The sequence below is a fragment of the Pseudomonas sp. RtIB026 genome (genome assembly GCF_016861355.2).
Taxonomy (GTDB): Bacteria; Pseudomonadota; Gammaproteobacteria; order Pseudomonadales; family Pseudomonadaceae; genus Aquipseudomonas; species Aquipseudomonas peradeniyensis.
Genome location: NZ_AP023348.2, coordinates 5,592,340 through 5,617,104 on the forward strand (window position 1 = coordinate 5,592,340; position 24,765 = coordinate 5,617,104).

25 protein-coding genes and 1 tRNA gene are annotated in these 24,765 nt (G+C 59.7%); 12 read left to right on the forward strand and 14 right to left on the reverse strand.

Annotated elements, in window-relative coordinates:
* Positions 1-7: 7 nt before the first annotated feature.
* From iscA to trmJ, 6 genes are all read right to left on the reverse strand, one after another.
* Positions 8-331, reverse strand: coding sequence for an iron-sulfur cluster assembly protein IscA (iscA, locus tag PRtIB026_RS25055; RefSeq protein ID WP_023630636.1), 324 nt, complete (start codon positions 329-331; stop codon positions 8-10).
* 28 nt (positions 332-359) lie between these two features.
* Complete coding sequence (gene iscU / locus PRtIB026_RS25060; RefSeq protein ID WP_007929523.1) at positions 360-746, reverse strand: Fe-S cluster assembly scaffold IscU; 387 nt, start codon at positions 744-746, stop codon at positions 360-362.
* A gap of 46 nt (positions 747-792) precedes the next feature.
* A complete protein-coding gene (locus tag PRtIB026_RS25065) occupies positions 793-2,007 on the reverse strand; it encodes an IscS subfamily cysteine desulfurase (RefSeq protein WP_203650713.1) in 1,215 nt (404 codons plus the stop codon).
* 44 nt (positions 2,008-2,051) lie between these two features.
* Entirely contained in the window at positions 2,052-2,543 is a 492-nt protein-coding gene (gene iscR / locus PRtIB026_RS25070; RefSeq protein WP_050704358.1) for a Fe-S cluster assembly transcriptional regulator IscR, read from the reverse strand.
* A 168-nt stretch (positions 2,544-2,711) separates the two neighbouring features.
* On the reverse strand, positions 2,712-3,500 hold the full coding sequence (gene cysE, locus PRtIB026_RS25075) for a serine O-acetyltransferase (RefSeq protein WP_028689587.1): 789 nt from the start codon (positions 3,498-3,500) through the stop codon (positions 2,712-2,714).
* A gap of 3 nt (positions 3,501-3,503) precedes the next feature.
* Positions 3,504-4,259, reverse strand: a complete 756-nt coding sequence (gene trmJ, locus PRtIB026_RS25080; protein WP_203650711.1) for a tRNA (cytosine(32)/uridine(32)-2'-O)-methyltransferase TrmJ — start codon at positions 4,257-4,259, stop codon at positions 3,504-3,506.
* 151 nt (positions 4,260-4,410) lie between these two features.
* Here trmJ and suhB point away from each other — a divergent pair, with 151 nt between their 5' ends.
* Positions 4,411-5,229, forward strand: a complete 819-nt coding sequence (gene suhB, locus PRtIB026_RS25085) for an inositol-phosphate phosphatase (protein WP_110735793.1) — start codon at positions 4,411-4,413, stop codon at positions 5,227-5,229.
* Positions 5,230-5,427: 198 nt separating this feature from the next.
* Here the strand turns inward: suhB and PRtIB026_RS25090 are convergent, their stop codons facing one another.
* The 6 genes from PRtIB026_RS25090 to queA all read right to left on the reverse strand — a co-directional run bounded on the left by PRtIB026_RS25090 (position 5,428) and on the right by queA (position 11,500).
* Positions 5,428-5,976, reverse strand: coding sequence for a glycine zipper 2TM domain-containing protein (locus PRtIB026_RS25090; protein ID WP_050704355.1), 549 nt, complete (start codon positions 5,974-5,976; stop codon positions 5,428-5,430).
* 119 nt (positions 5,977-6,095) lie between these two features.
* The gene (gene secF / locus PRtIB026_RS25095; protein ID WP_110735797.1) at positions 6,096-7,004 is read right to left on the reverse strand and encodes a protein translocase subunit SecF; all 909 of its coding nucleotides are present in this window, start codon (positions 7,002-7,004) and stop codon (positions 6,096-6,098) included.
* 10 nt (positions 7,005-7,014) lie between these two features.
* Positions 7,015-8,877: a protein translocase subunit SecD gene (secD, locus tag PRtIB026_RS25100; RefSeq protein WP_203650709.1), complete on the reverse strand. Its 1,863-nt coding sequence runs from the start codon at positions 8,875-8,877 to the stop codon at positions 7,015-7,017.
* A gap of 64 nt (positions 8,878-8,941) precedes the next feature.
* Positions 8,942-9,277 (reverse strand): preprotein translocase subunit YajC, encoded by a 336-nt coding sequence (yajC, locus tag PRtIB026_RS25105; RefSeq protein ID WP_110735801.1) that lies wholly within the window; start codon positions 9,275-9,277, stop codon positions 8,942-8,944.
* 43 nt (positions 9,278-9,320) lie between these two features.
* A complete protein-coding gene (gene tgt, locus PRtIB026_RS25110; RefSeq protein ID WP_023629281.1) occupies positions 9,321-10,436 on the reverse strand; it encodes a tRNA guanosine(34) transglycosylase Tgt in 1,116 nt (371 codons plus the stop codon).
* Between the two features lie 14 nt (positions 10,437-10,450).
* Positions 10,451-11,500: a tRNA preQ1(34) S-adenosylmethionine ribosyltransferase-isomerase QueA gene (gene queA, locus PRtIB026_RS25115; protein WP_203650703.1), complete on the reverse strand. Its 1,050-nt coding sequence runs from the start codon at positions 11,498-11,500 to the stop codon at positions 10,451-10,453.
* 108 nt (positions 11,501-11,608) lie between these two features.
* Here queA and PRtIB026_RS25120 point away from each other — a divergent pair.
* The 8 genes from PRtIB026_RS25120 to PRtIB026_RS25160 all read left to right on the forward strand — a co-directional run bounded on the left by PRtIB026_RS25120 (position 11,609) and on the right by PRtIB026_RS25160 (position 19,107).
* Positions 11,609-11,693 (forward strand) — tRNA-Leu (locus PRtIB026_RS25120).
* A 172-nt stretch (positions 11,694-11,865) separates the two neighbouring features.
* On the forward strand, positions 11,866-12,699 hold the full coding sequence (locus tag PRtIB026_RS25125; RefSeq protein WP_267813210.1) for a hypothetical protein: 834 nt from the start codon (positions 11,866-11,868) through the stop codon (positions 12,697-12,699).
* Positions 12,700-13,239: 540 nt separating this feature from the next.
* Positions 13,240-13,611, forward strand: coding sequence for a hypothetical protein (locus PRtIB026_RS25130; RefSeq protein WP_244670959.1), 372 nt, complete (start codon positions 13,240-13,242; stop codon positions 13,609-13,611).
* A gap of 447 nt (positions 13,612-14,058) precedes the next feature.
* On the forward strand, positions 14,059-15,504 hold the full coding sequence (locus tag PRtIB026_RS25135; RefSeq protein WP_203650692.1) for an SEC-C metal-binding domain-containing protein: 1,446 nt from the start codon (positions 14,059-14,061) through the stop codon (positions 15,502-15,504).
* Positions 15,505-15,524: 20 nt separating this feature from the next.
* Entirely contained in the window at positions 15,525-16,295 is a 771-nt protein-coding gene (locus tag PRtIB026_RS25140) for a hypothetical protein (protein ID WP_267813213.1), read from the forward strand.
* A 1,567-nt stretch (positions 16,296-17,862) separates the two neighbouring features.
* Positions 17,863-18,096, forward strand: coding sequence for a hypothetical protein (locus PRtIB026_RS25150; RefSeq protein ID WP_203650686.1), 234 nt, complete (start codon positions 17,863-17,865; stop codon positions 18,094-18,096).
* Between the two features lie 16 nt (positions 18,097-18,112).
* Entirely contained in the window at positions 18,113-18,373 is a 261-nt protein-coding gene (locus PRtIB026_RS25155; RefSeq protein WP_198743603.1) for a DUF3077 domain-containing protein, read from the forward strand.
* Between the two features lie 254 nt (positions 18,374-18,627).
* Positions 18,628-19,107 carry a GNAT family N-acetyltransferase gene (locus tag PRtIB026_RS25160; protein ID WP_203650684.1) on the forward strand — a complete coding sequence of 160 codons (480 nt, stop codon included), beginning with the start codon at positions 18,628-18,630 and terminating at the stop codon, positions 19,105-19,107.
* Positions 19,108-19,253: 146 nt separating this feature from the next.
* On the opposite strand, the gene PRtIB026_RS25165 is transcribed toward PRtIB026_RS25160, so the two are convergent.
* Positions 19,254-19,415 (reverse strand): transcriptional regulator, encoded by a 162-nt coding sequence (locus PRtIB026_RS25165; protein ID WP_203650682.1) that lies wholly within the window; start codon positions 19,413-19,415, stop codon positions 19,254-19,256.
* A 190-nt stretch (positions 19,416-19,605) separates the two neighbouring features.
* On the opposite strand from PRtIB026_RS25165, the gene PRtIB026_RS25170 reads away from it, so the two are divergent.
* Complete coding sequence (locus PRtIB026_RS25170) at positions 19,606-20,496, forward strand: bestrophin family protein (RefSeq protein WP_203650680.1); 891 nt, start codon at positions 19,606-19,608, stop codon at positions 20,494-20,496.
* A 15-nt stretch (positions 20,497-20,511) separates the two neighbouring features.
* Here the strand turns inward: PRtIB026_RS25170 and PRtIB026_RS25175 are convergent, their stop codons facing one another.
* The gene (locus PRtIB026_RS25175) at positions 20,512-21,630 is read right to left on the reverse strand and encodes a polysaccharide deacetylase family protein (RefSeq protein WP_203650678.1); all 1,119 of its coding nucleotides are present in this window, start codon (positions 21,628-21,630) and stop codon (positions 20,512-20,514) included.
* Positions 21,631-21,779: 149 nt separating this feature from the next.
* Here PRtIB026_RS25175 and yaaA point away from each other — a divergent pair, with 149 nt between their 5' ends.
* Positions 21,780-22,559, forward strand: coding sequence for a peroxide stress protein YaaA (gene yaaA / locus PRtIB026_RS25180; protein ID WP_203650676.1), 780 nt, complete (start codon positions 21,780-21,782; stop codon positions 22,557-22,559).
* Positions 22,560-23,420: 861 nt separating this feature from the next.
* Positions 23,421-24,737: a nucleotide sugar dehydrogenase gene (locus PRtIB026_RS25185; RefSeq protein ID WP_050704345.1), complete on the forward strand. Its 1,317-nt coding sequence runs from the start codon at positions 23,421-23,423 to the stop codon at positions 24,735-24,737.
* Positions 24,738-24,765 lie beyond the last annotated feature (28 nt).

The following is a 24,765-nucleotide window of genomic DNA, read 5'->3' on the forward strand; positions in this document are numbered from 1 at the left end:
GCCAGCCTCAGACGTTGAAGCTTTCGCCGCAGCCACACTCACCGCGCACGTTGGGGTTGTTGAACTTGAAGCCTTCGTTCAACCCTTCCTTGACGAAGTCCAGCTCGGTGCCGTCGAGGTAGACCAGGCTTTTCGGGTCGATGATGACCTTCACGCCATGGTTCTCGAACACCTGGTCTTCGGCGGCGAGCTCGTCGACGAACTCCAGCACATAGGCCAGGCCCGAGCAGCCGGTGGTGCGCACGCCCAGGCGAATGCCCTCACCCTTGCCGCGCCCGTCGAGGGAGCGGCGAATGTGGTTGGCGGCGGCTTCTGTCATGCTGATAGCCATCGGAACTCCTTACCTCGCGACAGTCGACTTAGATCAAGCCTTTCTTCTGCTTGTAATCGCGAACAGCGGCCTTGATGGCATCTTCGGCGAGCACGGAGCAGTGGATCTTGACCGGCGGCAGTGCCAGCTCTTCAGCCAGCTGGGTGTTCTTGATGGTTTCGGCTTCGTCCAGGGTCTTGCCCTTCATCCACTCGGTGGCGAGGGAGCTGGAGGCGATGGCCGAACCGCAGCCGTAGGTCTTGAACTTGGCGTCTTCGATGATGCCTTGCTCGTTGACCTTGATCTGCAGACGCATCACGTCGCCGCACGCTGGAGCGCCGACCATGCCGGTACCGACATCCGGATCCTCGGCATTCATCTTGCCGACGTTGCGTGGGTTTTCGTAGTGGTCGATGACCTTTTCACTGTATGCCATGGTGCAATTCCTTCCTCATCAGGGAGCCGCTCTTGCCGGCGACTGCTTAGTGGGCGGCCCACTCGATCTTGGAGATGTCGACGCCGTCTTTGTACATGTCCCACAGCGGCGACAATTCACGCAGCTTGTTCACGGCCTTGCAGACTTCCTGCGCGGCGTAGTCGACTTCTTCTTCGGTGGTGAAGCGGCCGAAGGAGAAGCGGATCGAGCTGTGCGCCAGTTCGTCGTTGCGACCCAGGGCGCGCAGGACGTAGGACGGCTCGAGCGAAGCGGAGGTGCAGGCCGAACCGGACGAAACGGCGATGTCCTTCAGCGACATCAGCAGCGACTCGCCCTCGACGTAGTTGAAGCTCAGGTTCAGGTTGTGCGGCACGCGCTGGGTCTGGCTGCCGTTGACGTACAGCTCCTCGAGGTCCGAGACCTGCTTGAAGAAGCGGTCGCTCAGGGCCTTGATGCGCACGTTTTCAGCGGCCATTTCCTGCTTGGCGATGGCGAAGGCTTCGCCCATGCCGACGATCTGGTGGGTCGGCAGGGTGCCCGAACGCATGCCGCGCTCATGGCCACCGCCGTGAATGATGGCTTCCAGGCGCACGCGCGGCTTGCGGCTGACGTACAGCGCGCCGATGCCTTTCGGGCCGTAGACCTTGTGCGCGGAGAACGACATCAGGTCGACCTTCAGCTTCTGCAGGTCGATCTCGACGCGGCCGGCCGACTGGGCGGCATCGACGTGGAACAAGACGCCGCGCGAGCGGGTCAGTTCACCGATGGCGGCGATGTCGTTGATCGAGCCGACTTCGTTGTTCACGTGCATCAGCGAGACCAGGATGGTGTCGTCGCGCAGCACGGCTTCGACCATGGCCGGGGTGACGATGCCGTCTTCGCCGGGCTCGAGGTAAGTGACTTCGAAACCTTCACGCTCGAGCTGGCGAGCGGTGTCCAGGACCGCCTTGTGCTCGATCTTGGAGGTGATGATGTGCTTGCCCTTGGTCTGATAGAAGTGCGCCACGCCCTTCAGGGCGAGGTTGTCGGACTCGGTGGCACCGCTGGTCCAGACGATCTCGCGCGGGTCGGCGTTGATCAGTTCGGCGACCTGGCGGCGGCCGTTCTCGACTGCTTCCTCGGCCTTCCAGCCGAACACGTGGGAGCGCGAGGCCGGGTTGCCGAAGTTCCCGTCGACCAGCAGGCACTCGGCCATCTTCTGGGCGACACGGGGATCGACCGGCGTGGTCGCGGAGTAATCGAGGTAGATCGGCAACTTCATTGAGTATCTCCTATCAGGCGGTGGCGTCGCTCGTCGCTGCGGTTTCAGTCGACGGCGGACGTCTCAATCTTGTCCAGCTGGGCAACTCGACCTGCGACGCGGCGCAGGTCCTGGCGCTGGGCGACTTCCTGCACCTCGCGGCGCATGACGAGGTCGGCCAGGCTGATGCCACTGAGGAATTCATGGATCTGCTGGCTCAGGTCGCACCACAGGTGGTGAGTCAGGCAGGTATCACCGGCGTGGCAGTCCCCCAGGCCCTGGCAACGGGTGGCATCGACCGATTCGTTGACCGCGTCGATGACCTGGGCCACCTGGATGGTTTCCATGCCCCGCGACAGCTGGTAGCCGCCGCCCGGACCGCGAACGCTGGAGACCAGGCTGCTGCGGCGCAGCTTGGCGAACAGCTGTTCCAGATAAGAGAGGGAGATGCCCTGGCGCTCGGAAATATCGGCCAAAGACACCGGCCCATGCTGCGCGTGCAACGCCAGGTCGAGCATGGCGGTCACGGCGTATCGGCCTTTGGTAGTCAGTCGCATGGCGTATGGGTACCACGGGAGTTACAGGATGTGTGCGAGTATGCGATTCCCGAGCATTTAAGTCAACTATTAGACCTAGTGCTTTAGTCGGGTATGCATGCGGGAGGCGGGCGCGAGTGTAGCAGACAAGGGGCGCAAGCACACGCCCCTTGTGTCGGCAGAGCGCAATCAATGCGACTGAGTGTCGCCCTGCTTCAGTTCGGCGCAGGCCGCGGCGAAGTCGTCGTCGGGCAGCGCCGGCAGCTCCTTGGCACAGTAGTCACTGCCCATCCGGGTCAGCGCGCCGCACATCCCCTCCAGGCGCTCGTCGACGGCCTGCAGGTGGTCGAGCATCTGGCCGATGGCGCGGGCCACCGGGTCGGGCATGTCGCCGCTGACGCCATAGGCGTCGAAACCGATCTTCTCGGCCATGGCCTTGCGCTTGGCCTCGACGGCGTCATCCTCGGTCTTGACGATGATCCGCCCCGGAATCCCCACCGCCGTGGCGCCGGCCGGCACCGCCTTGGTGACCACGGCATTGGAGCCGATCTTGGCCCCGGCGCCGACGGTGAACGGCCCCAGCACCTTGGCCCCGGCACCGACCACCACGCCGTTTTCCAGGGTCGGGTGACGCTTGCCCTTGTTCCAGCTGGTGCCACCGAGGGTTACGCCCTGGTACAGGGTCACGTCGTCACCGATCTCGGCGGTCTCGCCGATGACGATGCCCATGCCGTGGTCGATGAAGAAACGCCGGCCGATGGTCGCCCCCGGGTGGATCTCGATACCGGTCATCCAGCGACCGAAGTTCGACACCAGCCGCGCCAGCCATTTGAAATCGCGCCGCCACAGGGCATTGCCCAGGCGGTGCAGCCAGATGGCATGCATCCCCGGGTAGCAGGTCAGGACCTCGAAGGCGTTGCGCGCCGCCGGGTCACGATGGAAAACGCTCTGGATATCTTCACGCAGACGCTCGAACATCTGTCAGTCCTTCCTTTTATGCGGCTCGCCCCGTGCGACCTTCTGGGTCTCGGTAAGAATGCCGCGCAAAATGCTCATTTCCGGACGCTCGACCGAGCTTCGCCCATACAGCCGGCGCAGGCGCGCCATCAGGTGCTTGGGTTTCTCGGGATCGAGGAAGCCGATGTCCACCAGGGTCTTTTCCAGGTGGTCGTAGAACAGCTCCATTTCGTCCATGGTCGCCAGCTCGCTGGCTTCGACCTTCTCGACCTTCGCCGCCGCGCCCTGCCCTGCCAGCCAGGCCATGCGCACCTCATAGGAGAGCACCTGGACGGCGGCGGCCAGATTCAGCGAGCTGAAGTCGGGGTTCGAGGGAATGTGCACGTGGAAGTGACATCGCTGCAGTTCTTCGTTGGTCAGGCCGGCGTGCTCGCGCCCGAACACCAGGGCGATCTCTTCGCCGCCCATGGCCTGGGCCACGGCCTTCGCCCCGCACTCGCGCGGGTCGATCAACGGCCAGGGGATGCTGCGCTCACGGGCGCTGGTGCCCATGACCAGGCTGCAGCCGACCAGCGCCTGCTCGAGGCTGTCGACCACCTGGGCGTTGTCCAGCACGTCGTCGGCGCCCGAGGCGCGGGCGCTGGCGTCCGCGGCCGGAAACTCTTTTGGCTGCACCAGCACCAGGCGCGACAGGCCCATGTTTTTCATGGCACGCGCAGCGCCGCCGATGTTGCCGGGGTGGCTGGTATTGACCAGAACAACACGAATATTTTGCAGCAAGGTGTCGTGCTCTCGGATGCGGAAACAGGAGGGTTCGATCTTACAGAACCGACCAGCGTAACGCCATGAAAGCAAATGTGACACTTCTGTCGTCAAAGATTTCTGCTAGAATGATCGGCTTTCCTCTTTAACATCTCCAGGTGACCTTCCCATGCAGCCTATGCTGAATATCGCCCTGCGCGCGGCTCGCAGCGCCAGTGAACTGATTTTCCGCTCCATCGAACGCCTGGATAGCATCAAAGTCGACGAAAAGCAGTCCAAGGACTACGTGTCCGAGGTTGATCGCGCCGCCGAGAAGGTCATCGTCGAGGCCCTGCGCAAGGCCTACCCGAACCACTCGATCCAGGGCGAAGAGACCGGCCTGCATGCAGGCAGCGGTGAAGAAGGCAAGGATTACCTGTGGATCATCGATCCGCTGGACGGCACCACCAACTTCCTGCGCGGCATTCCGCACTTCGCCGTCAGCATCGCCTGTAAATACCGCGGTCGCCTCGAGCACGCCGTGATCGTCGACCCGGTTCGCCAGGAAGAATTCACCGCCAGCCGTGGCCGTGGCGCCCAGATCAACGGCCGCCGCCTGCGCGTCAGCTCGCGCACCAGCCTGGAAGGCGCGCTGCTGGGTACCGGCTTCCCGTTCCGTGACAACCAGATGGCCGACCTGGACAACTACCTGGGCATGTTCCGCGCCCTGACCGGCCAGACCGCCGGCATCCGCCGCGCCGGCTCCGCCAGCCTGGACCTCGCTTATGTAGCCGCCGGCCGCTTCGACGCCTTCTGGGAGTCGGGCCTGTCCGAGTGGGACATGGCCGCAGGCGTGCTGCTGATCCAGGAAGCCGGTGGCCTGGTGAGCGACTTCAACGGTGGCCACGACTTCCTCGAGAAGGGCCACATCGTCGCGGGCAACATCAAGTGCTTCAAGGCTGTGCTGACTGCTATCCAGCCGCACCTGCCGGAGCACATGAAGCGCTAAGCACCGATTGCCGAGCACAAAAAAAGCACCTCTCGAGGTGCTTTTTTTGTGCCTGCACGATGGCCTGCAGGAGCGGCCTTGTGCCGCGAAAGGGCTGCGAAGCAGCCCCGGCAATCTTGATATATGCCGAAGATCCCGGGGCCGCTTCGCGCCCCTTTCGCGGCACAAGGCCGCTCCTACAGGGGGGGCACTTGCCGCTTACTGCCCCGGCTGGTTCTGCCCCAGGACCAACTTGCCATTCTTGTCCAGCGGGATGGTCGAGCCCGGCTCGTGATCCATCTTCACCTTGCCCACCTGGTCACCGATGGAATAGGTCACGTTGTAACCCACCACCTTGTCGCTGATGTCATTGACCGTGTTGCAGCGGGTTTGCGTGGTGGTGTAGGTATCACGCTCCTGCATGCCTTCCTGCACCTTGTTGCCGGCATAGCCGCCACCGACCGCACCGGCCACGGTGGCGATCTTCTTGCCGGTACCGCCGCCAATCTGGTTGCCCAGCAGGCCACCAGCGATGGCACCGACCACCGTACCGGCAATCTGGTGCTGGTCCTTGACCGGCGCCTGGCGCGTCACGGTGACATCCTTGCAGACCTCACGCGGCGTCTTCACTTGCTGCTTGATCGGCTGCACGTCGGTGACCTGGGCGTACTCAGGCCCTTTGTTCACCAAGCTGTAGGTCGCCACAGCACCTCCGGCAGTCACACCGACAGCACCCAGAACCGCACCCACCAGCATTGATTTGTTCACGTGAACCTCCTGATCGTACCCGCGGGCTCCGGCCCGCCTTCTCCCTGCCTTGGAGCAAAAAAAAAGGCGCGAGTTCAACACTCGCGCCTCTCTTTACGCCAAATGGCGCGGAACAAGCCTTACGGACGCTCGTCCACACCCTCGGTCTTGACCGGCGGGATCAGGTCTTCGCTGCTCAGGTTCAGCCAGATCAGCACCACGTTGGCGATGTAGATCGACGAGTAGGTACCCGCCATGACACCGATGAACAGCGCCAGGGAGAAGCCGAACAGGTTGTCGCCGCCGAAAAACAGCAGCGCGGCGATGGCCAGCAAGGTCGACACCGAGGTGGCGACGGTCCGCAGCAGGGTCTGGGTGGTCGAGATGTTGATGTTCTCGATCAGCGAGGCCTTGCGCAGCACGCGGAAGTTCTCGCGCACCCGGTCGAACACGACGATGGTGTCGTTGAGCGAGTAGCCGATGATCGCCAGCACCGCCGCCAGCACCGTCAGGTCGAAGGTGATCTGGAAGAACGACAGGATGCCCAGGGTGACCACCACGTCGTGGATCAGCGAGATGATCGCGCCCACGGCGAACTTCCACTGGAAGCGGAAGGCCAGGTAGATGAGGATGCCGCCCAGGGCCAGGAGCATGCCGAGGCCGCCCTGGTCACGCAGCTCCTCGCCCACCTGCGGGCCAACGAACTCGACACGCTTGACCGTGGCCGGGTTGTCGCCGCCGATCTTCTGCAGCGCCTCGGCCACGCGGTTGCCCAGCTGCGGGTCATCGCCCGGCATGCGCACCAGCAGGTCGGTAGTGGCGCCGAAGCTCTGCACCACGGCGTCGTGGAAGCCGGAACCGACCAGTTCGGTACGGACCTTTTCCAGGTCCGCCGGACGCTCGTAGGTGAGCTCGATCAGCGTGCCACCGGTGAAGTCCAGGCCGAAGTTCAGACCCTTGTGCCACCAGCTGAACAGCGCCAGCACGGTGAGGAGCACGGTGATGGCGAACGCGACATTGCGCACGCCCATGAAGTTGATGGTTTTCATCGCAGCTCCCTCAAACCCACAGCTTCTTGATGTCACGCCCGCCGCAGGTCAGGTTGACCAGTGCGCGGGTCACCATGACGGCGGTGAACATCGAGGTGAAAATCCCGAGGGACATGGTGACCGCGAAGCCCTTGACCGGGCCGGTACCCATGGCGAACAGGATGCCGCCGACCAGCAGAGTGGTCAGGTTGGCGTCGACGATCGCCGAGTAGGCGCGGTTGAAACCTTCGTGGATGGCGCGCTGCACCGACATGCCGGCGGCGATCTCTTCGCGGATACGCGAGAAGATCAGCACGTTGGCGTCCACCGCCATGCCCATGGTCAGCACGATACCAGCGATACCTGGCAGGGTCAGGGTAGCGCCCAGCAGCGACATCAACGCCAGCAGCAGCACCATGTTGCCCGCCAGGGCGATGGTCGCCAGCACGCCGAAGGCGCGGTAGATAGCGATGATGAACAGCGAGACGAACAGCATGCCCCACAGGGACGCGTCGATACCCTTGGTGATGTTGTCGGCACCCAGGCTTGGGCCGATAGTACGTTCTTCGGCGAAGTACATCGGCGCGGCCAGGCCACCGGCACGCAGCAGCAGGGCCAGCTCGGACGACTCGCCCTGGCCGTTCAGGCCGGTGATGCGGAACTGGCTGCCCAGCGGCGACTGGATGGTCGCCAGGCTGATGATCTTCTTCTCTTCCTGGAAGGTCTGCACCGCGACTTCTTTCTCGACGCCATCGACCATCTGCTTCTGGTAGCGGGTGACCGGCTTCTGTTCGATGAAGATCACCGCCATGCTGCGCCCGACGTTGGTGCGGGTGGCGCGGCTCATCAGCTCGCCACCGTGGCCGTCGAGGCGGATGTTCACCTGCGGGCGACCGTGCTCGTCGAAGCTGGCCTGGGCGTCGGTGACCTGGTCACCGGTGATGATCAGGCCGCGCTCGACCGGGGCGGAGCGGCCGCCTTCGCGGAACTCGAACACCTCGGTGGTAGCCTTGGACGCACCCGGCTCGGCGCCGAAGCGGAACTCCAGGTTGGCGGTCTTGCCGAGGATACGCTTGGCTTCGGCGGTGTCCTGCACGCCCGGCAGCTCGACCACGATGCGGTTGGCACCCTGGCGCTGGACCAGCGGCTCGGCCACGCCCAGCTCGTTGACCCGGTTACGCACGGTGGTCAGGTTCTGCTTGATCGAGTATTCGCGGATCTCGGCGACTTTCGCCTGGGTCAGCGCCAGACGCAGCACGGCGAGCTCGTTGCGCTCGGTGGTGGTCAGGTCGAAGTCATTGAAATTCTTGCGGATCAGGCTGCGGGCCTGTTCGCGGGTAGCATCGTCGGCGAAGCCCAGCATGATGCCGCCGTCCTGCTGGGGCAGGCTGCGGTAGCGGACGCGCTCTTTGCGCAGCAAGGTCTTGACCTCGCCTTCGTAGACTTTCATGCGAGCGGTCATGGCCTTGTCCATGTCCACTTCCAGCAGGAAGTGCACACCACCGGACAGGTCCAGGCCCAGCTTCATCGGGCTGGCACCCAGGTTGCGCAGCCACTGCGGGGTGGTCTGGGCCAGGTTCAGGGCCACGACATAGTCGTCGCCGAGGGCCTTGCGCGCCACATCCTTGGCTGGCAGCTGTGCTTCCTGGTTGGTCAGGCGCACCAGCGCACTGCCCTTCTCGCCCAGGTTGCTGCCTTTGACGGCGATGCCGGCATCGGTCAGCGCCTTGGTCACGCGATCGAGGTCGGCCTGGCTGACATGCAGGGCGGAACTGGCGCCGCTGATCTGCACCGCCGGATCATCCGGGTAGAGGTTGGGTGCGGAATAAATGAAGCCGACCGCCAGTACCACCACGATCAGCAGGTATTTCCACAGAGGGTATTTGTTCAGCATCACGCCGCCCGTTCAAGACGCGGGGCGCTTTGCGCGCCCCGACTGGAAAAATGAAACCGGTAACTCAGATAGCCTTGAGCGTACCTTTCGGCAGGGTCGCGGCAATGGCGCCCTTCTGGAACTTCAGTTCGACGTTGTCGGACACTTCCAGGACCACGAAGTCGTCGGCGACCTTGACGATCTTGCCGGCAATGCCGCCGTTGGTGACCACTTCGTCACCTTTTTGCAGGTTGCTCAGCAGGTTTTTCTGCTCTTTGGCACGCTTGGCCTGCGGGCGCCAGATCATCAGGTAGAAGATGACCAGGAAACCGACCAGGAAGATCCACTCGAAACCGGTACCGGCTGGGCCGGCGGCTGGGGCTGCTGCGTCCGCGTAGGCGGCGGGAATCAAGAAGCTCATTGGGCACTCCTAATGAATGTTTTCTAATAATGGATGCGAACAGTCAGTCCAAGGGCGGCACAGGAAGTCCGCGCTTGGCGTAGAAGGCGTCGACAAAGGCGGCCAATTTACCCTGTTGAATAGCCTCGCGTAAACCGGCCATCAAGCGCTGGTAATGGCGCAAGTTGTGGATGGTATTCAGCATGCTGCTCAACATTTCGCCGCACTTGTCCAGGTGATGCAGATAAGCGCGGGAGAAGTTGGTGCAGGTATAGCAATCGCAGGTCGGATCCAGCGGCGATTCATCATGGCGATGGAACGCGTTGCGGATCTTGATCACCCCGGTGTCGACGAACAGATGGCCGTTGCGCGCATTGCGCGTGGGCATCACGCAGTCGAACATGTCGACGCCGCGGCGCACACCCTCTACAAGATCTTCCGGCTTGCCTACCCCCATAAGGTAACGAGGTTTGTCAGCAGGCATTTGCGCCGGCAGGTAGTCCAGCACCTTGATCATCTCGTGCTTGGGCTCGCCCACCGACAGGCCGCCGATGGCCAGGCCATCGAAGTCGATGTTGACCAGCGCTTCCAGCGAGCGCATGCGCAGGTCCTGGTACATGCCGCCCTGGACGATGCCGAACAGCGCCGCGGTGTTGTCGCCGTGGGCGTTCTTCGAGCGCTGGGCCCAGCGCAGCGAAAGCTCCATGGAGGTGCGCGCCACGTCGTGCTCGGCCGGGTACGGGGTGCACTCGTCGAAGATCATCACGATGTCCGAGCCCAGGTCGCGCTGGACCTGCATGGACTCCTCGGGGCCCATGAACACCTTGGAACCGTCCACTGGCGATGCGAAGGTCACGCCTTCCTCCTTGATCTTGCGCATGGCGCCCAGGCTGAACACCTGGAAACCACCGGAATCAGTGAGGATAGGGCCTTTCCATTGCATGAAGTCGTGCAGGCCGTTGTGCTTCTTGATGACCTCGGTGCCCGGGCGCAGCCACAGGTGGAAGGTGTTGCCGAGAATGATCTCGGCGCCGATGGCCTCGATGTCACGCGGCAGCATGCCCTTGACCGTGCCGTAGGTGCCCACCGGCATGAACGCCGGGGTCTCGACGGTGCCACGGGGGAAGGTCAGCCGGCCACGACGGGCCTTGCCGTCGGTGGCCAGCAGTTCGAACGACATTCGACAGGTGCGACTCATGCTTGATCCTCTGGGCCGCGTGGCGCCGGATTGCGGGTGATGAACATGGCATCACCGTAACTGAAGAAGCGGTACCCGTTCTCGACCGCCGCCGCGTAGGCGGCCATGGTCTCGGGGTAACCGGCGAAGGCCGAGACCAGCATCAGCAGCGTGGACTCCGGCAGGTGGAAGTTGGTGACCAGGCAATCGACCACATGGAACGGCCGGCCCGGGAAGATGAAGATGTCGGTGTCGCCGCTGAAGGCCTTGAGCTCGCCATCGCGCGCCGCGCTCTCCAGCGAACGCACGCTGGTGGTGCCCACGGCGATCACCCGGCCACCACGGGCACGGCACGCGGCGACGGCGTCGACCACATCCTGGCTCACTTCGAGCCACTCTTTATGCATGGTGTGGTCTTCGATCTTGTCGACCCGCACCGGCTGGAAGGTGCCGGCGCCCACGTGCAGGGTGACGAAGGCGCGTTCGACGCCCTTGGCGGCAATCTTCGCCAGCAGCGCTTCGTCGAAATGCAGGCCGGCGGTGGGCGCGGCCACGGCGCCGGCGCGCTCGGCGTAGACGGTCTGGTAGCGCTCGCGGTCGGCGCCCTCGTCGGGACGGTCGATGTACGGCGGCAGCGGCATGTGGCCGACGCGCTCGAGCAGCGGCAGCACCTCTTCGCTGAAGCGCAGTTCGAACAGCGTGTCATGGCGGGCCACCATCTCGGCCTCGCCACCGCCGTCGATGAGGATCTGCGCGCCTTCCTTAGGCGCCTTGCTGGCGCGCACGTGGGCCAGCACGCGGTGGCTGTCGAGCACACGCTCGACCAGCACTTCCAGCTTGCCGCCGGAGGCTTTCTGGCCGAACAGGCGCGCCGGGATCACCCGGGTGTTGTTGAACACCATCAGGTCGCCCGGGCGCAGGTACTCGAGCAGGTCGGTGAACTGCTTGTGGGCCAGCGTGCCGCTGGGGCCATCGAGCACCAGCAGGCGGCTGCCATGGCGCTCGGCCAGCGGATGGCGGGCGATCAGGGAATCGGGGAGTTCGAAAGAAAAATCGGCGACGCGCATGATGATGTTCGGTTCGACAGGGCCGCAAAGTTTAGCCCAATGCGTGAAAATTGACCATGAAAGCCGATTGACCGACCCAAGGCACCTCTCTATACTGCGGCGCCACAAGCCCTGATGGCGGAATTGGTAGACGCGGCGGATTCAAAATCCGTTTTCGAAAGGAGTGGGAGTTCGAGTCTCCCTCGGGGCACCAGACAAAGCCTGTAGATCCCTGATCTACAGGCTTTTTTTATGCCTATGGCGTAATCCTGGCGTAAGTCGGCCGGGGTCGACTACTGGTACCGACACCTTAGAACAGAAGGGCTTGCAGGAATGCAGGCCTTTTTGGTCAACCACTCGACAATATAAGCGTAGGGATCACGCCCATGGCATGGCTTGAAAACGCTGCTACCTTCCTTTCACCTGGTTGGGTAGGTTCATTGATAGGACTGGTGGGTCTGATTGCTATCCCCATCGTCTACATAAAGTCGCGAAATCGTACGCGCTTAAGCTTTGCGTATCTTGGGGAGCATCTGCTAGGTAGCGATTCTGCCAGCCTGCCCCATGGGATAAGCGTGCAGTACCAGGGAGCGGATATTCCTCGCTTGACCCGATCCATGGTCGTCCTCTGGAACAGTGGCGAGAATACGATATTGGGTTCGGATGTGGTCGATGCCGATCCACTACGAGTCTGTGTCGGAAGTGATGGCGAAATTCTTTCGGCATCGGTTATCAAGGAGACACGCTCGGTAAACGATTTCAAGATCAGGCCCCCCTCTCCGCACGCTCCAAACGAAGCAATATTTGAGTTCAACTACTTCGACTCTGGGGACGGGGTGGTCGTAGAAATTCTTCATACCAGCCAATGCCGTCAACCTGATCTCGAGGGAACACTCCGACGCCTGCCGAAAGGCTTGAAGTCTGTAGGCCGAATCACCCGAACACCGAACATCCTCAAACGGGCTGGTCCAAGCCGCCTGGCCTCAATCATGGCCAGCAAGGTGATCACCTGGGTTCCGCTCTTGTTTGGGGGTGCCTTCATCCTGATAGCGTTGTTCGCCAGCCCTGAGACGCTCAACGCGCTTATGGCGTTCAACCTTAATCAGCCAAGTCATGCAGCGATGATAATGGGAGTCATCTACATGGCTATGGGATCGATTTCTCTGTACCTGTTCCGACGCAAGCATCCAAAGAACCTGCAAGTCGAAGCACTCGAATGATCTTTACCCAACCGGTCAACGGCGGTCTACACAAGGACGGCCGCAATGAACGCCAAAGGGTTGTTTCGCATACCAATTGCGAAGAGTGAGCAGTAGCAGTAGCAGTATCGCGCTGTGCTAGGCCGGTTCTCTCACCCCCCCTGCACGTAGCAAATCAAAACTTAGGTTGCCCCCTAAAAAAGCCTGTCAGATTTGTCAGATAGATATTCTTACCTCTGTCTAACCCTTCTATCTCAAGGCATACAGCGTTTTCATGTAGTGTCAGAAAGGTGTCAGCGTGGTGTCAGAACCTGACAGAACCACTGTGTCAGATTCAGCTTTCTCAATTCATTGATTTATAAGTTTTTTTATTTTGGTCTGTCAGATTTGCCACGAATTTCCCAGTTCGTTGTCAGGTCGCAAACCTAGTAAATACGCGGCCTCCAGCCGATTTCCTGACAGATATCCATGTTCTGACAGGGATTTGGGGGCCAGCCTGAAAAACCTTTCATGGGGTACCCCGAAGCTATCCTTAAGACTGCCCCGCGTAGCGAATTGATCGTGAGCATCAGCATGCGCAAACCAGCAACCCAAGCGGCACTGCCCATCATCGAAGTCATCCAGTCCGGCAAGGCATGGGAGGTGCATTGGGACTACCAGGAAGCGCCCGAGAGCTCGAACCTATTCAAGCGCCGCGAGTACCTAGACGGCTACATCGATGACGCAATGGACGCGATCGGAATCTCACATGAGAAGGTGGCGTGTGCAAGCGCTCGTACAGGATCCGTGAAGCGCTTGACTGAGGCTCAGGCCATCCAGCTGCGTCACGCCCTGGATCGCCTGCTAACCCCAGTCGTCGCCAAGGAGTTCCAGCGCCTTAAGAAGGAAGCCAACCTTCCGCACCTCCGCTTGGTGGCAGCTGAGCAGGACTGAAACGCTGTGCAACGCTGAAGAAGCGCCGGCCCCCATCGTTCGGGGGCTCCAGGCGCATCGGCGTTCTGCACCTGGTGCGATCTGCACCGGTTCAAATGACCTTGTCCAAAATGAAAAACCCGGCACATTCGGGATTTTTCAGTTCCTCCCTCACGGATTCCGTGGCCTACAGCCTACCCGCCCCGCCCCACTACCTCCGCCGAATAGTGCGACCACGGCTGCACAACCCTTCATTTTCTTTCACAGTGTGAAATGGCCGCCCCCTAGCAAGAGCCCAGAAACGGCGGGGCCTGCAGCAGGCATTGCACCCCACCGCTGGTTTGCACTATTTCGCGAGGCAAAGCGCGTCGGCGGGAGGGGATAAGTGAATTTTGATGTGGATTTTCTTTCCTTCTTGAGATTGTATACGTGGTGGCGGACTGCCATTGCTGAGGGTGGATGGATACCATGCTTAAACCGACAATTAAAGAGATAGGCGTTAACGAGAGCGAAAGAATTTTAGAGAGAGTGGCTCAAAAAACTTTCCTGAGTTTATGGAGCTATCCAAGCCTTTATCGCGACGTGGGAGGTGGAAAGGAGTTAATCGATCTAACTGTGTATTTTGGTGACACCGTCATTCTCTTTTCCGATAAGGGAGAGGTGAAGTACCAACATCAAAATGAAATTAAATTGGCGTGGTCGAGGTGGTACCGAGCTGCTGTAAAAGAATCTGCGAAGCAGCTTTATGCAGCGGAGAGCTTTCTTAAGCGACACCCCGGAAGAGTTTATCTGAATAAAGAATGTAAGGATAAGTTTCCTTTCGATTTGTCAGGCAAACAAGTCAAGGTTCATTTGATTGCTGTAACTCGGGGGATCAGCGAACATGCGAGAAAGTATTTTGATCAGTTCGGCCAAGGGAGCCGCGGAACCCTAGTTTCGTATTACAAACTATCGGAGCAACAAGTTTCTGGAATTCCTTTTACAGTGACAGATGTTGACCCCAAGAAAACATTTGTGCACGTGTTAGATGAGGAGGGGCTCGAGCTTTTGCTTAGGGAGCTTCCCACTCCGACAGACTTTATCAATTACCTTGAAAGCAAAGAGTTTGCGATTAGGCAAGGGGGATTAACCTCTACAATGGGGGAGGAGGAGCTTCTAGGGTACTATTTGCTTAGTGAGGGTAAGTTTGGGTTTGGTGCAATCCATAATCTTAGTGGAGAAGAATTCGGGATCGGTGAGCATCAGTGGAAAATGTATAGGGAGTCAGTTCCCTATGCTCTCCATTATGGGCGAAGAAAGAATTCTGAAGGCTGTAATGCAATATTAACGAGATTTTCTGATTGTATTATAGAAGGCGATGTGGGAGAGGGAATGCACCAGCCCTTGCTAACTCATGCACAAGCCCTTCACTCTCTTGCCAATGAAAATCTTTATTCGAGATCACACCTTTCAAAATATTTGTTTGAAAAATATGAGTCAGTGCCCGTTGGTGGGCGCTCTGCAAGGGTTGTACCTTCACTGTGTCATAATAATAAAATTTTCATTTTTGTTTTCTTTCCTTGGGACGACAATTATGAAAACTATCAGGCCTATCGCGATGATCGTTTGGCTTGTATGCATGCTTACGCGTTGGTCGCTCAATATAAGATGCCGAAAACAGAACAGATAGTTGTGTTTGGAGCTATGACCAAAGGTAGCGGTGGGCAGTCCGAAACAATAATTGTTGTCGATGCCAAAATTCCCCTTGGAGCAGAGGAACGTGTGCTGGCTGCCAAATTTATGAAGGAAGATGATATTTTAAATGACGTAACTTTTACTAGCTTCTGTCCTGATGGTGTGGCTCCAAAGATTGGGCGGAACGAAAAGTGCCCATGTGGGTCTAGTCGAAAGTTTAAAGTTTGCTGCATGCAGTAAATTATACGAGATTCTTCACGATGAAAGATGTTGGTAAGCTGGTCGGAGAAATTGGCGCGGGCGCTGCGTTAATTTACTTTGCCTCTTTTGCATATGGCTATCTGTATATATCATCCAAGTACGATATCCTTGGACTGAAATGGTATGTGCAGTTTCTCCCTTCTTCATATTTTTCCATGGTGGCGGCTATATATTTTTCAGGCGCGCTTTTGATGTTTGCGGGCTTTTATTTTAGCGTGCGTGGTAAAGCTTCAGAGGTGACACGATGGCTCGCCGTTTTTGTGGTTGTGTTCATGACCGGATTTTTGGGTACGGTCTACACAAGTGTAGAGCAAAGTGGGTGGGGGGATATGGACGTGGCTATCGAGTCTGTAAGTGTCGCACGTCGGGTTTCCGTGTTTTACTTTCCTATGGTTGTTTCACTGTGTTTAGCCGCCCCCCAAATCATGTTTGCTCATGAAGTTTTAAGGCTGGTTGTCCCCACGATTGCCATTCTTTTATTTGCATGTGTCCCCATTTATGCTGGCAAGGCAGATGGGTTGTATATTTTAAAGACCTACGGTTCGGAACTTGCTTATGTTGTCGGCAAGGATAAGAGAGAGTGGAAGGTACTCTATATTAATGAAGATAAAGCACTGGTGGTCAATTTTCCTTTGGTATCTAGAAGTCACACGGAAGCAACCATAATGGATATGGCTGATCTTGAATTGCATTTCAAATCTCCAGGTTTTATTGGGTTACGGGGAATTGTCTCGGACGAAAACAGGAAGAAAAGCGGTGATAAGAAGTAACTATCGGGTGATGGACTTCAAGGATGAGCCCAATAGCAATGCGTGATTTGCTGATGCGGTGAAAATTAGTTTGTTGTTTGGTGGGAGGGGGGGGTAGGTCCGTGAACATGCTCAACCAGCTGAGTATTCATCTCTTGAATCAGGTCGAGCTGGTCACACAGCACCTGCAGCACGTTCACACCCTCCGACTCCAGCCAAGTCTTCGATGCCTGTAAACGCTAGCTACCTGTCGTGATGCTCGTGCACATGCCCTCGATGCGCTCCTGGACATTGCCGCCGATCATCGCGTTTAGCCTCCGCGCCGTTACCAGGTTTAGGTTGCGCCCGGTGCCTGGTGCAGGTATCGACTGCGGCTAGGCTCGCAGATCCGCCGGACAGCAGCTTAAGCGCGCCCAGCGCCTCGACCTTCTTCACCCTGCCCACTGTCTCGGTCGAGTGGTCGTCCACGTTCCTGATATGGCTCTGGAGCTGCTCGCGGTTGGCCAGCGGCTCAACTTCACGCTTGATCGCCTTGCCCTAGAACTTCCCGTACGTCTCGCGTAGCCAATTGCCGTCCGCATCCGTTCGCTGCTGACAGGCCTCGTTGTGCTGTCAGACTGGTCCCATTTCGCTCCCCGGGGCAGGTTCAGCCCGGGCGGCAGGATCTGCTGGAAGTTTTTTTGCGCGGCAGACCGTAAGCGAACGACACGACAACGGTGCAACCTCCACCAGTTCATATCCAACACTTTCGACCAACAAACATCTGGTTCAGCTTCAGCAGGTCAAGACAGTGTGCGTTCCGATCCCACCCCCTCAAGCAGTCACAGGATGACTAACGCTCCCTTTCGATTGCTTTTTGCCATCATCAAGCTAACCTCCTCGATGCTTGGTGATTTCGCAGCACAAACAGCATATCACCCGCGCATAGATGTTAAGTCATTACCGATCCGACACACGGAAGCAAGGACTAGCATATGCAATCATTTATCGTTAACAGAAACGTTCAAGCGAACGGCGACTACGAAGTGCACAACACTACGATTGGCTGCCGCTACATGCCGCAGCCGGAAAATCAGGTACCTCTCGGGAACCACCTATCGTGTACCGGTGCTGTCAATACCGCTCGAGTTGCGAACCCCACCCTAAGGATTAATGGTTGTTACTATTGCTGTAATCCTTGCCACACCAGCTAGCTCGACTTACTCGCTCCCCAAGGAGCGGTCTTGTACCGCTCCTACCTGCGCCCCTGGCAAATGCTACGACTTCAAGCTCGTTTCACGCCCAGTCCTTTAAGACTTTCCCCATTCCCTGTAGTCCATTTCCCAAACATACTCCCAACCCCTTTCAAGCCATTGCGATGGTCTGGATCGGCCTCTAGTCTCGATCCGTCGCTGCCAAATCAGCGACCGGCTTTGACAGGCCGACCAGAAGCTACCAACGCAACAGCTGGCTTTATGGCGGTTGTGCGTGGGGCACTTTCGAGTGCGCCGGGTTCCTATGCTTCCTCGGTCTGTCAACCCACGTACTGCCGCCACCCTCTTGTTTGACAGCAGGTGGTGATGGCTCCTTTCGAAGCTAGGAGTACACCATGTTGAAGATTGTCCCCGATCCACCGCTTTCTCCCGAAACAACCCACTCGCTCGAAGACCTGCTCATCCAGATCTCAGAACGCTTGTTCTGCGCCCTCTCCGTCACCCACCAGAACGCCCTCACCCAGGTCACCAGCACAGCGCACGGTATGTCCATGGCAACGATGCACGAAATCGAGGCCGCCCGCTGGCTGGTGGAACTGGCACTGAGCAAGCTTCAGATCAAGCACTGAACAGGGAGAAAACACGATGAACGACAAGACTGCCGGCGTGACCGGATTCGGCTATGGCGATGGCGAGCAACCACTGTTCCGGGTCGAACCGGGGCAGGACGGAAAGTCAGCCATGGAGCAAGCATCTGCGATCATGGCCTGCGTGAAGCGCATGACATTGCTTGCAGCGACTGATGGCGAGGTCAACCTTGGCTGGGGAGCACACTTGATGAGCGATATGGCCAAGGCGGTGATGGATGATGTGGAACTGGGTCGCCAACGGGGCTCGACTGAATAGCCCTGACCCAACGTCTACCGTCTAAATAGGCTGCGCCCGCTCCCACACGCTCGATAAAGCCCTATGGGAGTGGGCTCGCCCGTCTACGCGTTAATGCCTTTCGAGCTGCATTACCGCCTCTAGCCAAGCCTTTGCGACACTCCTGACTGCACAGAAAATCACACTTAGTGCAATTTACTGTAGAGCCACAGCATTGACTTCATGTCACCGGCCGCACAGGGTAAGTAGCTTCTAGCCTCATCGGAACATTCCCCGTGCCACTAAGCCATCGCCCTGTCCAACCTGCCGACATCGCCACGCTCTGTAGCTTCCCTCAAAGCGCGGACGAACTCTTCTATATGTTCCCCAAAGCCACTTACCCGCTCACATCCGCGCAACTGAGCGAAGCCATCGCCCAGCGCAGCGGTTCGACGGTGATCGAGGCTGACGGGGCGATCGTTGGTTTCGCCAATTTCTATAAAGCTGAATATGACGGCGTCTGCGCGCTAGGTAATGTGGTGGTGGCGCCGACTGCGCGGGGTCAGGGCGTGGCACGTTACCTAGTGGAGTGCATGATCGACTTGGCTCGCCAAGAGTTCGCCGCGCGGGAGGTCTGGGTGTCGTGTTTCAATCACAACACCGCAGGGTTGCTGCTTTATCCACAGCTGGGTTTTGTGCCGTTCGGGATCGAGGAGCGACGGGCGCCGGATGGAAGCCGGGTGGCACTGGTGCAGATGAAGCAGGTGTTGAGCTGAGGGTGAGGTGATTTACGGGTGTGCGGTGCGGCCCTGATTGGGACTGCGTTGCAGCCCATCGCGGGGCAAGCCCGCTCCCACGCTGGCGATGCTTGCAATTTTGCTCATCGCGCCAAAGCGCTGTACATAGGGCTGGGTGGGCTGGACTAGCCTTCTGTATTGCGCAAGCGCGCGGCCTGGACATGGGACTGTGCTCGAATGATTTCATCAGCGTCACCTTCGGCCAGGACCTGTGGCAGGTACTCCTGAATCGCTGCCTCGGAATCCAGTAAATCCGCAATCTTGAATGGCGTCAGTTCACTGGCCATGCTCGACTACCTCGCAATGTGAATGGTGACGAGCCTAAACCATAGCCTCGAGGGAAGCTTTACCGCTTGCTGTAGGCCTCTTCTTTAACTCTAACCAGAAAAACCACGTAACACCCTGCGACGAATCCCACCGAACCTTGCCCTTCCCGCGACGTCGGAACCTGCATCCCCCGCATCGAGGTTCCCCCACGTGAAAGCCCTCCTCGCCCGCAAATACCGCCTGGTGGTCAAGACCTTCGGCTACATCGGCTGGTCGCTGTTCTGGCTGCTGATCTGGGACGTGCTGGTCACCATCGACTTCATGCTGTTCTTCAACAGCAAGTTCAGCCTGCCGCTGATCCCGCTCACCCTGCTGGGCTCGGCGCTGGTGGTGCTGGTGAGCTTTCGCAACAGCAGCGCCTACAATCGCTGGTGGGAGGCGCGCACGCTGTGGGGCGCGCTGGTGAACAGTTCACGCAGCTTCGCCCGGCAGGTGCTGACGCTGGTCGACGATCCGGCCGACGGGCCGAACCCGGTGAAGGCGACCTTGCTGCGCAGGCATATTGCCTACGTGAACTGCCTGGCGGCGCACCTCAAGGGCGAGCAGTGCCCGGATGAGCTGATGGCCTTCATACCGCCCGGGGAGTTCGAGCGGCGCAATCGTTCGAACAACTTCGCCAACGATATCCTCGGCGGCTCGGCGGCCTTGCTGGCCCAGGAGTACCAGGCCGGGCGACTGGACAGCATTCGCCTGGCGCGGCTGGAATCGACCCTGGTGGACATGTCCAACGCCCAGGGCGGGATGGAGCGGATCGCCAATACGCCGCTGCCCTATCCTTATGTGTACTTCCCGCGGCTGTTCATCACGCTGTTCTGCCTGATCGTGCCGGTGGGGCTGGTGGAGTCGCTGGGTTGGTTCACGCCGCTGGCCTCGACGGTGGTCGGCTTCATGCTGCTGGCCATCGAGCGGATCGGCACGGACTTGCAGAGCCCGTTCCGCTTCAGCGAGCACCAGATTCCGATGGACACGATCTGCGAAACGATCGAACGCAACCTGGAGTCGATGCAGCGGGAGGCGCAATGCGGCGCCTTGGCGCACTGAGCCGCCCGATCTCCTTTATTCCCGCCGGGCATACTCCCGACAATCCTCCCAACCGATCCCGCTCTGGGCCGTGTGCTGCAACAGCCACTCCAGCGCCGGCTGCGTCTTGGGCTGATTGTCGCGGAACTGGATCACCCCCTTGCGCCACAGCAGCATCAGCGTCAGCACCCGCTGTGCCGAGGCTTCGGCGGTCAGCGGTCCGTCATCCTGGGCGTCGATGTCCCACAACGATACCCGCAACTGCTGGCTGTCCATGAATGCCTCGCCATCGGCGCGGCGCTGGCCGTAGGGCGGGCGGAACAAGGGCACATACTGCTCCGCCAGGTCGGCCTGGACCCGCGCCTGGCTACGCCGCAGCGAGTCCTGCCAGTCCTGCCACTGGGCGTGGGAGCGGTACTCCCAACCCTGGATACCCACGCACTGGCCGGCATACAGCTCATTCACCGGGCCTGCGTCGCGCCGTTGCTGCAGGCGATTGCCGAGCACGAAGAAAATCCCGTCGAGCTTCTGCCGCCGCAGGTAGTCGGCCACCGCATCGGTGCTGCCGCCCTGTGGCCCCGGGCCGCCGGCGAAGGTCAGGAGGAACATCCGGTCGTTGAACTCCTCGCCATTGCGCTCGCGGTTGGACAGCTTGGCCACCTCGCTGGTGGTCTGCGGGAACAGCGCGGCCTTGCGCAACTGTTCATCCAGGTATCGAGTGTGGAACTGATGACTGGGGTCGACCCATCCGGTATAGAACGTGCCTACATCCTCGGCGAAAACAGCAGACTGCGTGCGTAGATCGGCCATGGACTCGACCGGATAGCAGAACGAGGCATCCTGCTCGCAACTCTTCTGCGCCTGTTGATAACTTGTCCACAGGCGCTGCCACAGACGTGCCCGTACGGCCCGCACGACGGGCAGGTTGATCTGGCGCAAGCCCAGCCGGGTCTTGAGCGCCTGCTCGTCGAGCATCTCGCTTTCGTGCAGCACCCGGGCGAACGACAGGATCTCCGCCCGCGACGCCACGTCGAACAGCGTCGGGCTGTCCAGCTGCTCGGGCCACAGCTCACGGTCGAAACTGACGAAATCCGCCGGGGCCGCCTGCGCGCCCAGGCTGAGCAGCCCGGCGAACAGGGCAAACGCGATACGCACGATGAGCAATCTCCTTGAAGGCATGGCGCGCACTATAGCGCGACCGCCCGCGGTTTAATGTGGCGATGTTCGGTGACTATCGTCGCCATAGTTTGGCGTTGTGCCAGCGGCCCCGTAGAATTCGCCCGACGATTCCAGGAGCCGACCCGATGCTGACGGTGATTTCCCCCGCCAAGACCCTCGACTACGACACCCCGCCGGTAACCCAGCGCCACACCCTGCCCCAGTACCTGGACGACTCCCAGGAACTGATCGTGCAACTGCGCGAACTGGCGCCGGCGCAGATCGCCGAGCTGATGCACCTCTCCGACAAGCTCGCCGGCCTCAACGCCGCCCGCTTCGGCAGCTGGACCCCGGATTTCACCCCGGCCAACGCCAAGCAGGCGCTGCTGGCGTTCAAGGGCGACGTGTACACCGGGCTCGACGCCGAGAGCCTGGGCGAGGACGACTTCAGCTACGCCCAGGACCACCTGCGCATGCTCTCGGGCCTGTACGGCCTGCTGCGCCCGCTGGACCTGATGCAACCCTACCGCCTGGAAATGGGCACCAAGCTGGCCAATGCCCGCGGCAAGGACCTGTATGCCTTCTGGGGCACGCGCATCAGTGAATGGCTGAACCAGGCCCTGGCCGACCAGGGTGACGACGTGCTGCTGAACCTGGCCAGCAACGAGTACTTCAGCGCGGTGAAGAAGAGCGCGCTGAAGGCGCGGGTGATCAATGTCGACTTCAAGGACCTGAAGAACGGCCAGTACAAGATCATCAGCTTCTACGCCAAGAAGGCCCGCGGGATGATGAGCCGCTTTGTGATCCAGGAGCGGATCAGCGACCCGGAGCAGCTCAAGCGCTTTGATGTGCAGGGTTACTACTACAGCGCCGAGCAGTCGAAGCCGGATCATCTGGTGTTCCTGCGCGATCACGCTGAGGGCTGATGGCCCCGGGGGCGCTTTGCGCCCCTTTCGCGGCACAAGGCCGCTCCTACAGGGACCGCGCTGTTCTCTGTAGGAGCGGCCTTGTGCCGCGAAAGGGCTGCGAAGCAGCCCCATCCCACCCTTGCCCTGCAACGGGGCACGCTTTCACCCTCGAATTCGCCAAATAACAGACGCCAAAAAACCAACCACCCTATCCTTATTGCAAAACGCCATAAGACCGTTCGTAGTTTTTTGACGAAAATTGAAAAAAATTTTCGCATGCTGGCCTATAACCATCCCCCTGCGATTTCGCCCTTTATATACGGGGACGAAACTGCCGTGTGCTATCAGATTGAAAGTATTTCCCTCTGAAAAAATATTTAGAAATCTTTCATCGTGACGAAACCGCCCCCGGAACTTCTGCCAAGGGAGATGGCTCATAGCACCCGTAACGAGTTTCAAGCGCCCGGCGTGAGAAATGACTTACAGATGACAAAGGGCCGCCATTCTCAACCGGCCCAAAAAACTTCAACGGCGGTACAGGAAGTGCCAAAAGCCATGATCCATGCAGGAGACAAGCGCCCCTAAAATTCGTCCTAGTGGTTGATTTCAAAGGATTTATCCACTTGAAAAAACAAGCACAGCACTTCACCAACGGTGAATTGCAATAAAGACGGCTGCATTTCAGGGCACGCCTTTTTAAATACTGGCCTATGACTGCCAACTTTGAGTGCATAACTTTTTGCGCTCCGGATTTATTCATGCCTGCGTTCGGTGAAGTGTCAATTCGCCATGGATCCGTGCGCCCGAATACTGCTGGTCAATCAACCCGGTCGGCTCTTCGCTGAAGGGCTGGCGTGATAAACACACGAGGTGAATGCGATGCGTATCAGCATCTTTGGTTTGGGTTATGTGGGTGCAGTCTGTGCAGGTTGCCTGTCGGCACGAGGCCATGAAGTGATTGGTGTGGACGTTTCCAGCACCAAGATCGACCTGATCAACAAGGGCAAGTCGCCCATCGTCGAACCGGGCCTCGAAGAGCTGCTGCAACAAGGCATCGCCAACGGCCGCCTGCGCGGCACCACCGACTTCGCCGAAGCCATCCGCGCCAGCGACGTGTCGATGATCTGCGTCGGCACGCCAAGCAAGAAAAACGGCGACCTGGGCCTGGAATACATCGAGTCGGTGTGCCGCGAGATCGGCTACGTGCTGCGCGACAAGGCCAGCCGTCACACCGTGGTGGTGCGCAGCACCGTGCTGCCGGGCACCGTGAAGAACGTGGTCATTCCGATTCTGGAAGACTGTTCGGGCAAGAAGGCCGGTGTCGACTTCGGCGTCGCGGTCAACCCGGAGTTCCTGCGCGAAAGCACCGCGATCAAGGACTACGACCAGCCGCCGATGACCGTCATCGGCGAACTGGACAGCGCCAGCGGCGACGTGCTGCAGGCCCTGTACGAAGAACTCGACGCGCCGATCATCCGCAAGCCGGTCGAAGTGGCCGAGATGATCAAGTACACCTGCAACGTCTGGCACGCGACCAAGGTCACCTTCGCCAACGAGATCGGCAACATCGCCAAGGCCGTCGGCGTCGATGGTCGCGAGGTGATGGACGTGGTCTGCCAGGACAAGGCGCTGAACCTGTCGCAGTACTACATGCGCCCGGGCTTCGCCTTCGGTGGCTCGTGCCTGCCCAAGGACGTGCGCGCCCTCACCTACCGCGCCGCCAGCCTCGACGTGCGCGCGCCGCTGCTCGACTCGCTGATGCGCAGCAACGAATCCCAGGTGCAGAACGCCTTCGACATCATCGAGAGCCACGACAAGCGCAAGGTCGCCCTGCTCGGCCTTTCGTTCAAGGCCGGCACCGACGACCTGCGCGAAAGCCCGCTGGTGGAGCTGGCCGAACGCCTGATCGGCAAGGGCTACCAGCTCGACATCTACGACCAGAACGTCGAGTACGCCCGTGTCCACGGCGCCAACAAGGACTACATCGAGTCGAAGATCCCCCACGTCTCCTCCTTGCTCAACGCCAACTTCGAGCAGGTGGTGGACAACGCCGAGATCATCATCCTGGGCAACCGTGACGAGCAGTTCCGCGCCCTGGCCCAGCAGGCACCGGAAGGCAAGCAGGTGATCGACCTGGTCGGCTTCATGAGCAAGCCGACCTGCGCCACCAGCCGCACCGAAGGTATCTGCTGGTAAACCCGGCCGGGCGGCGCGTCCCTCCCCA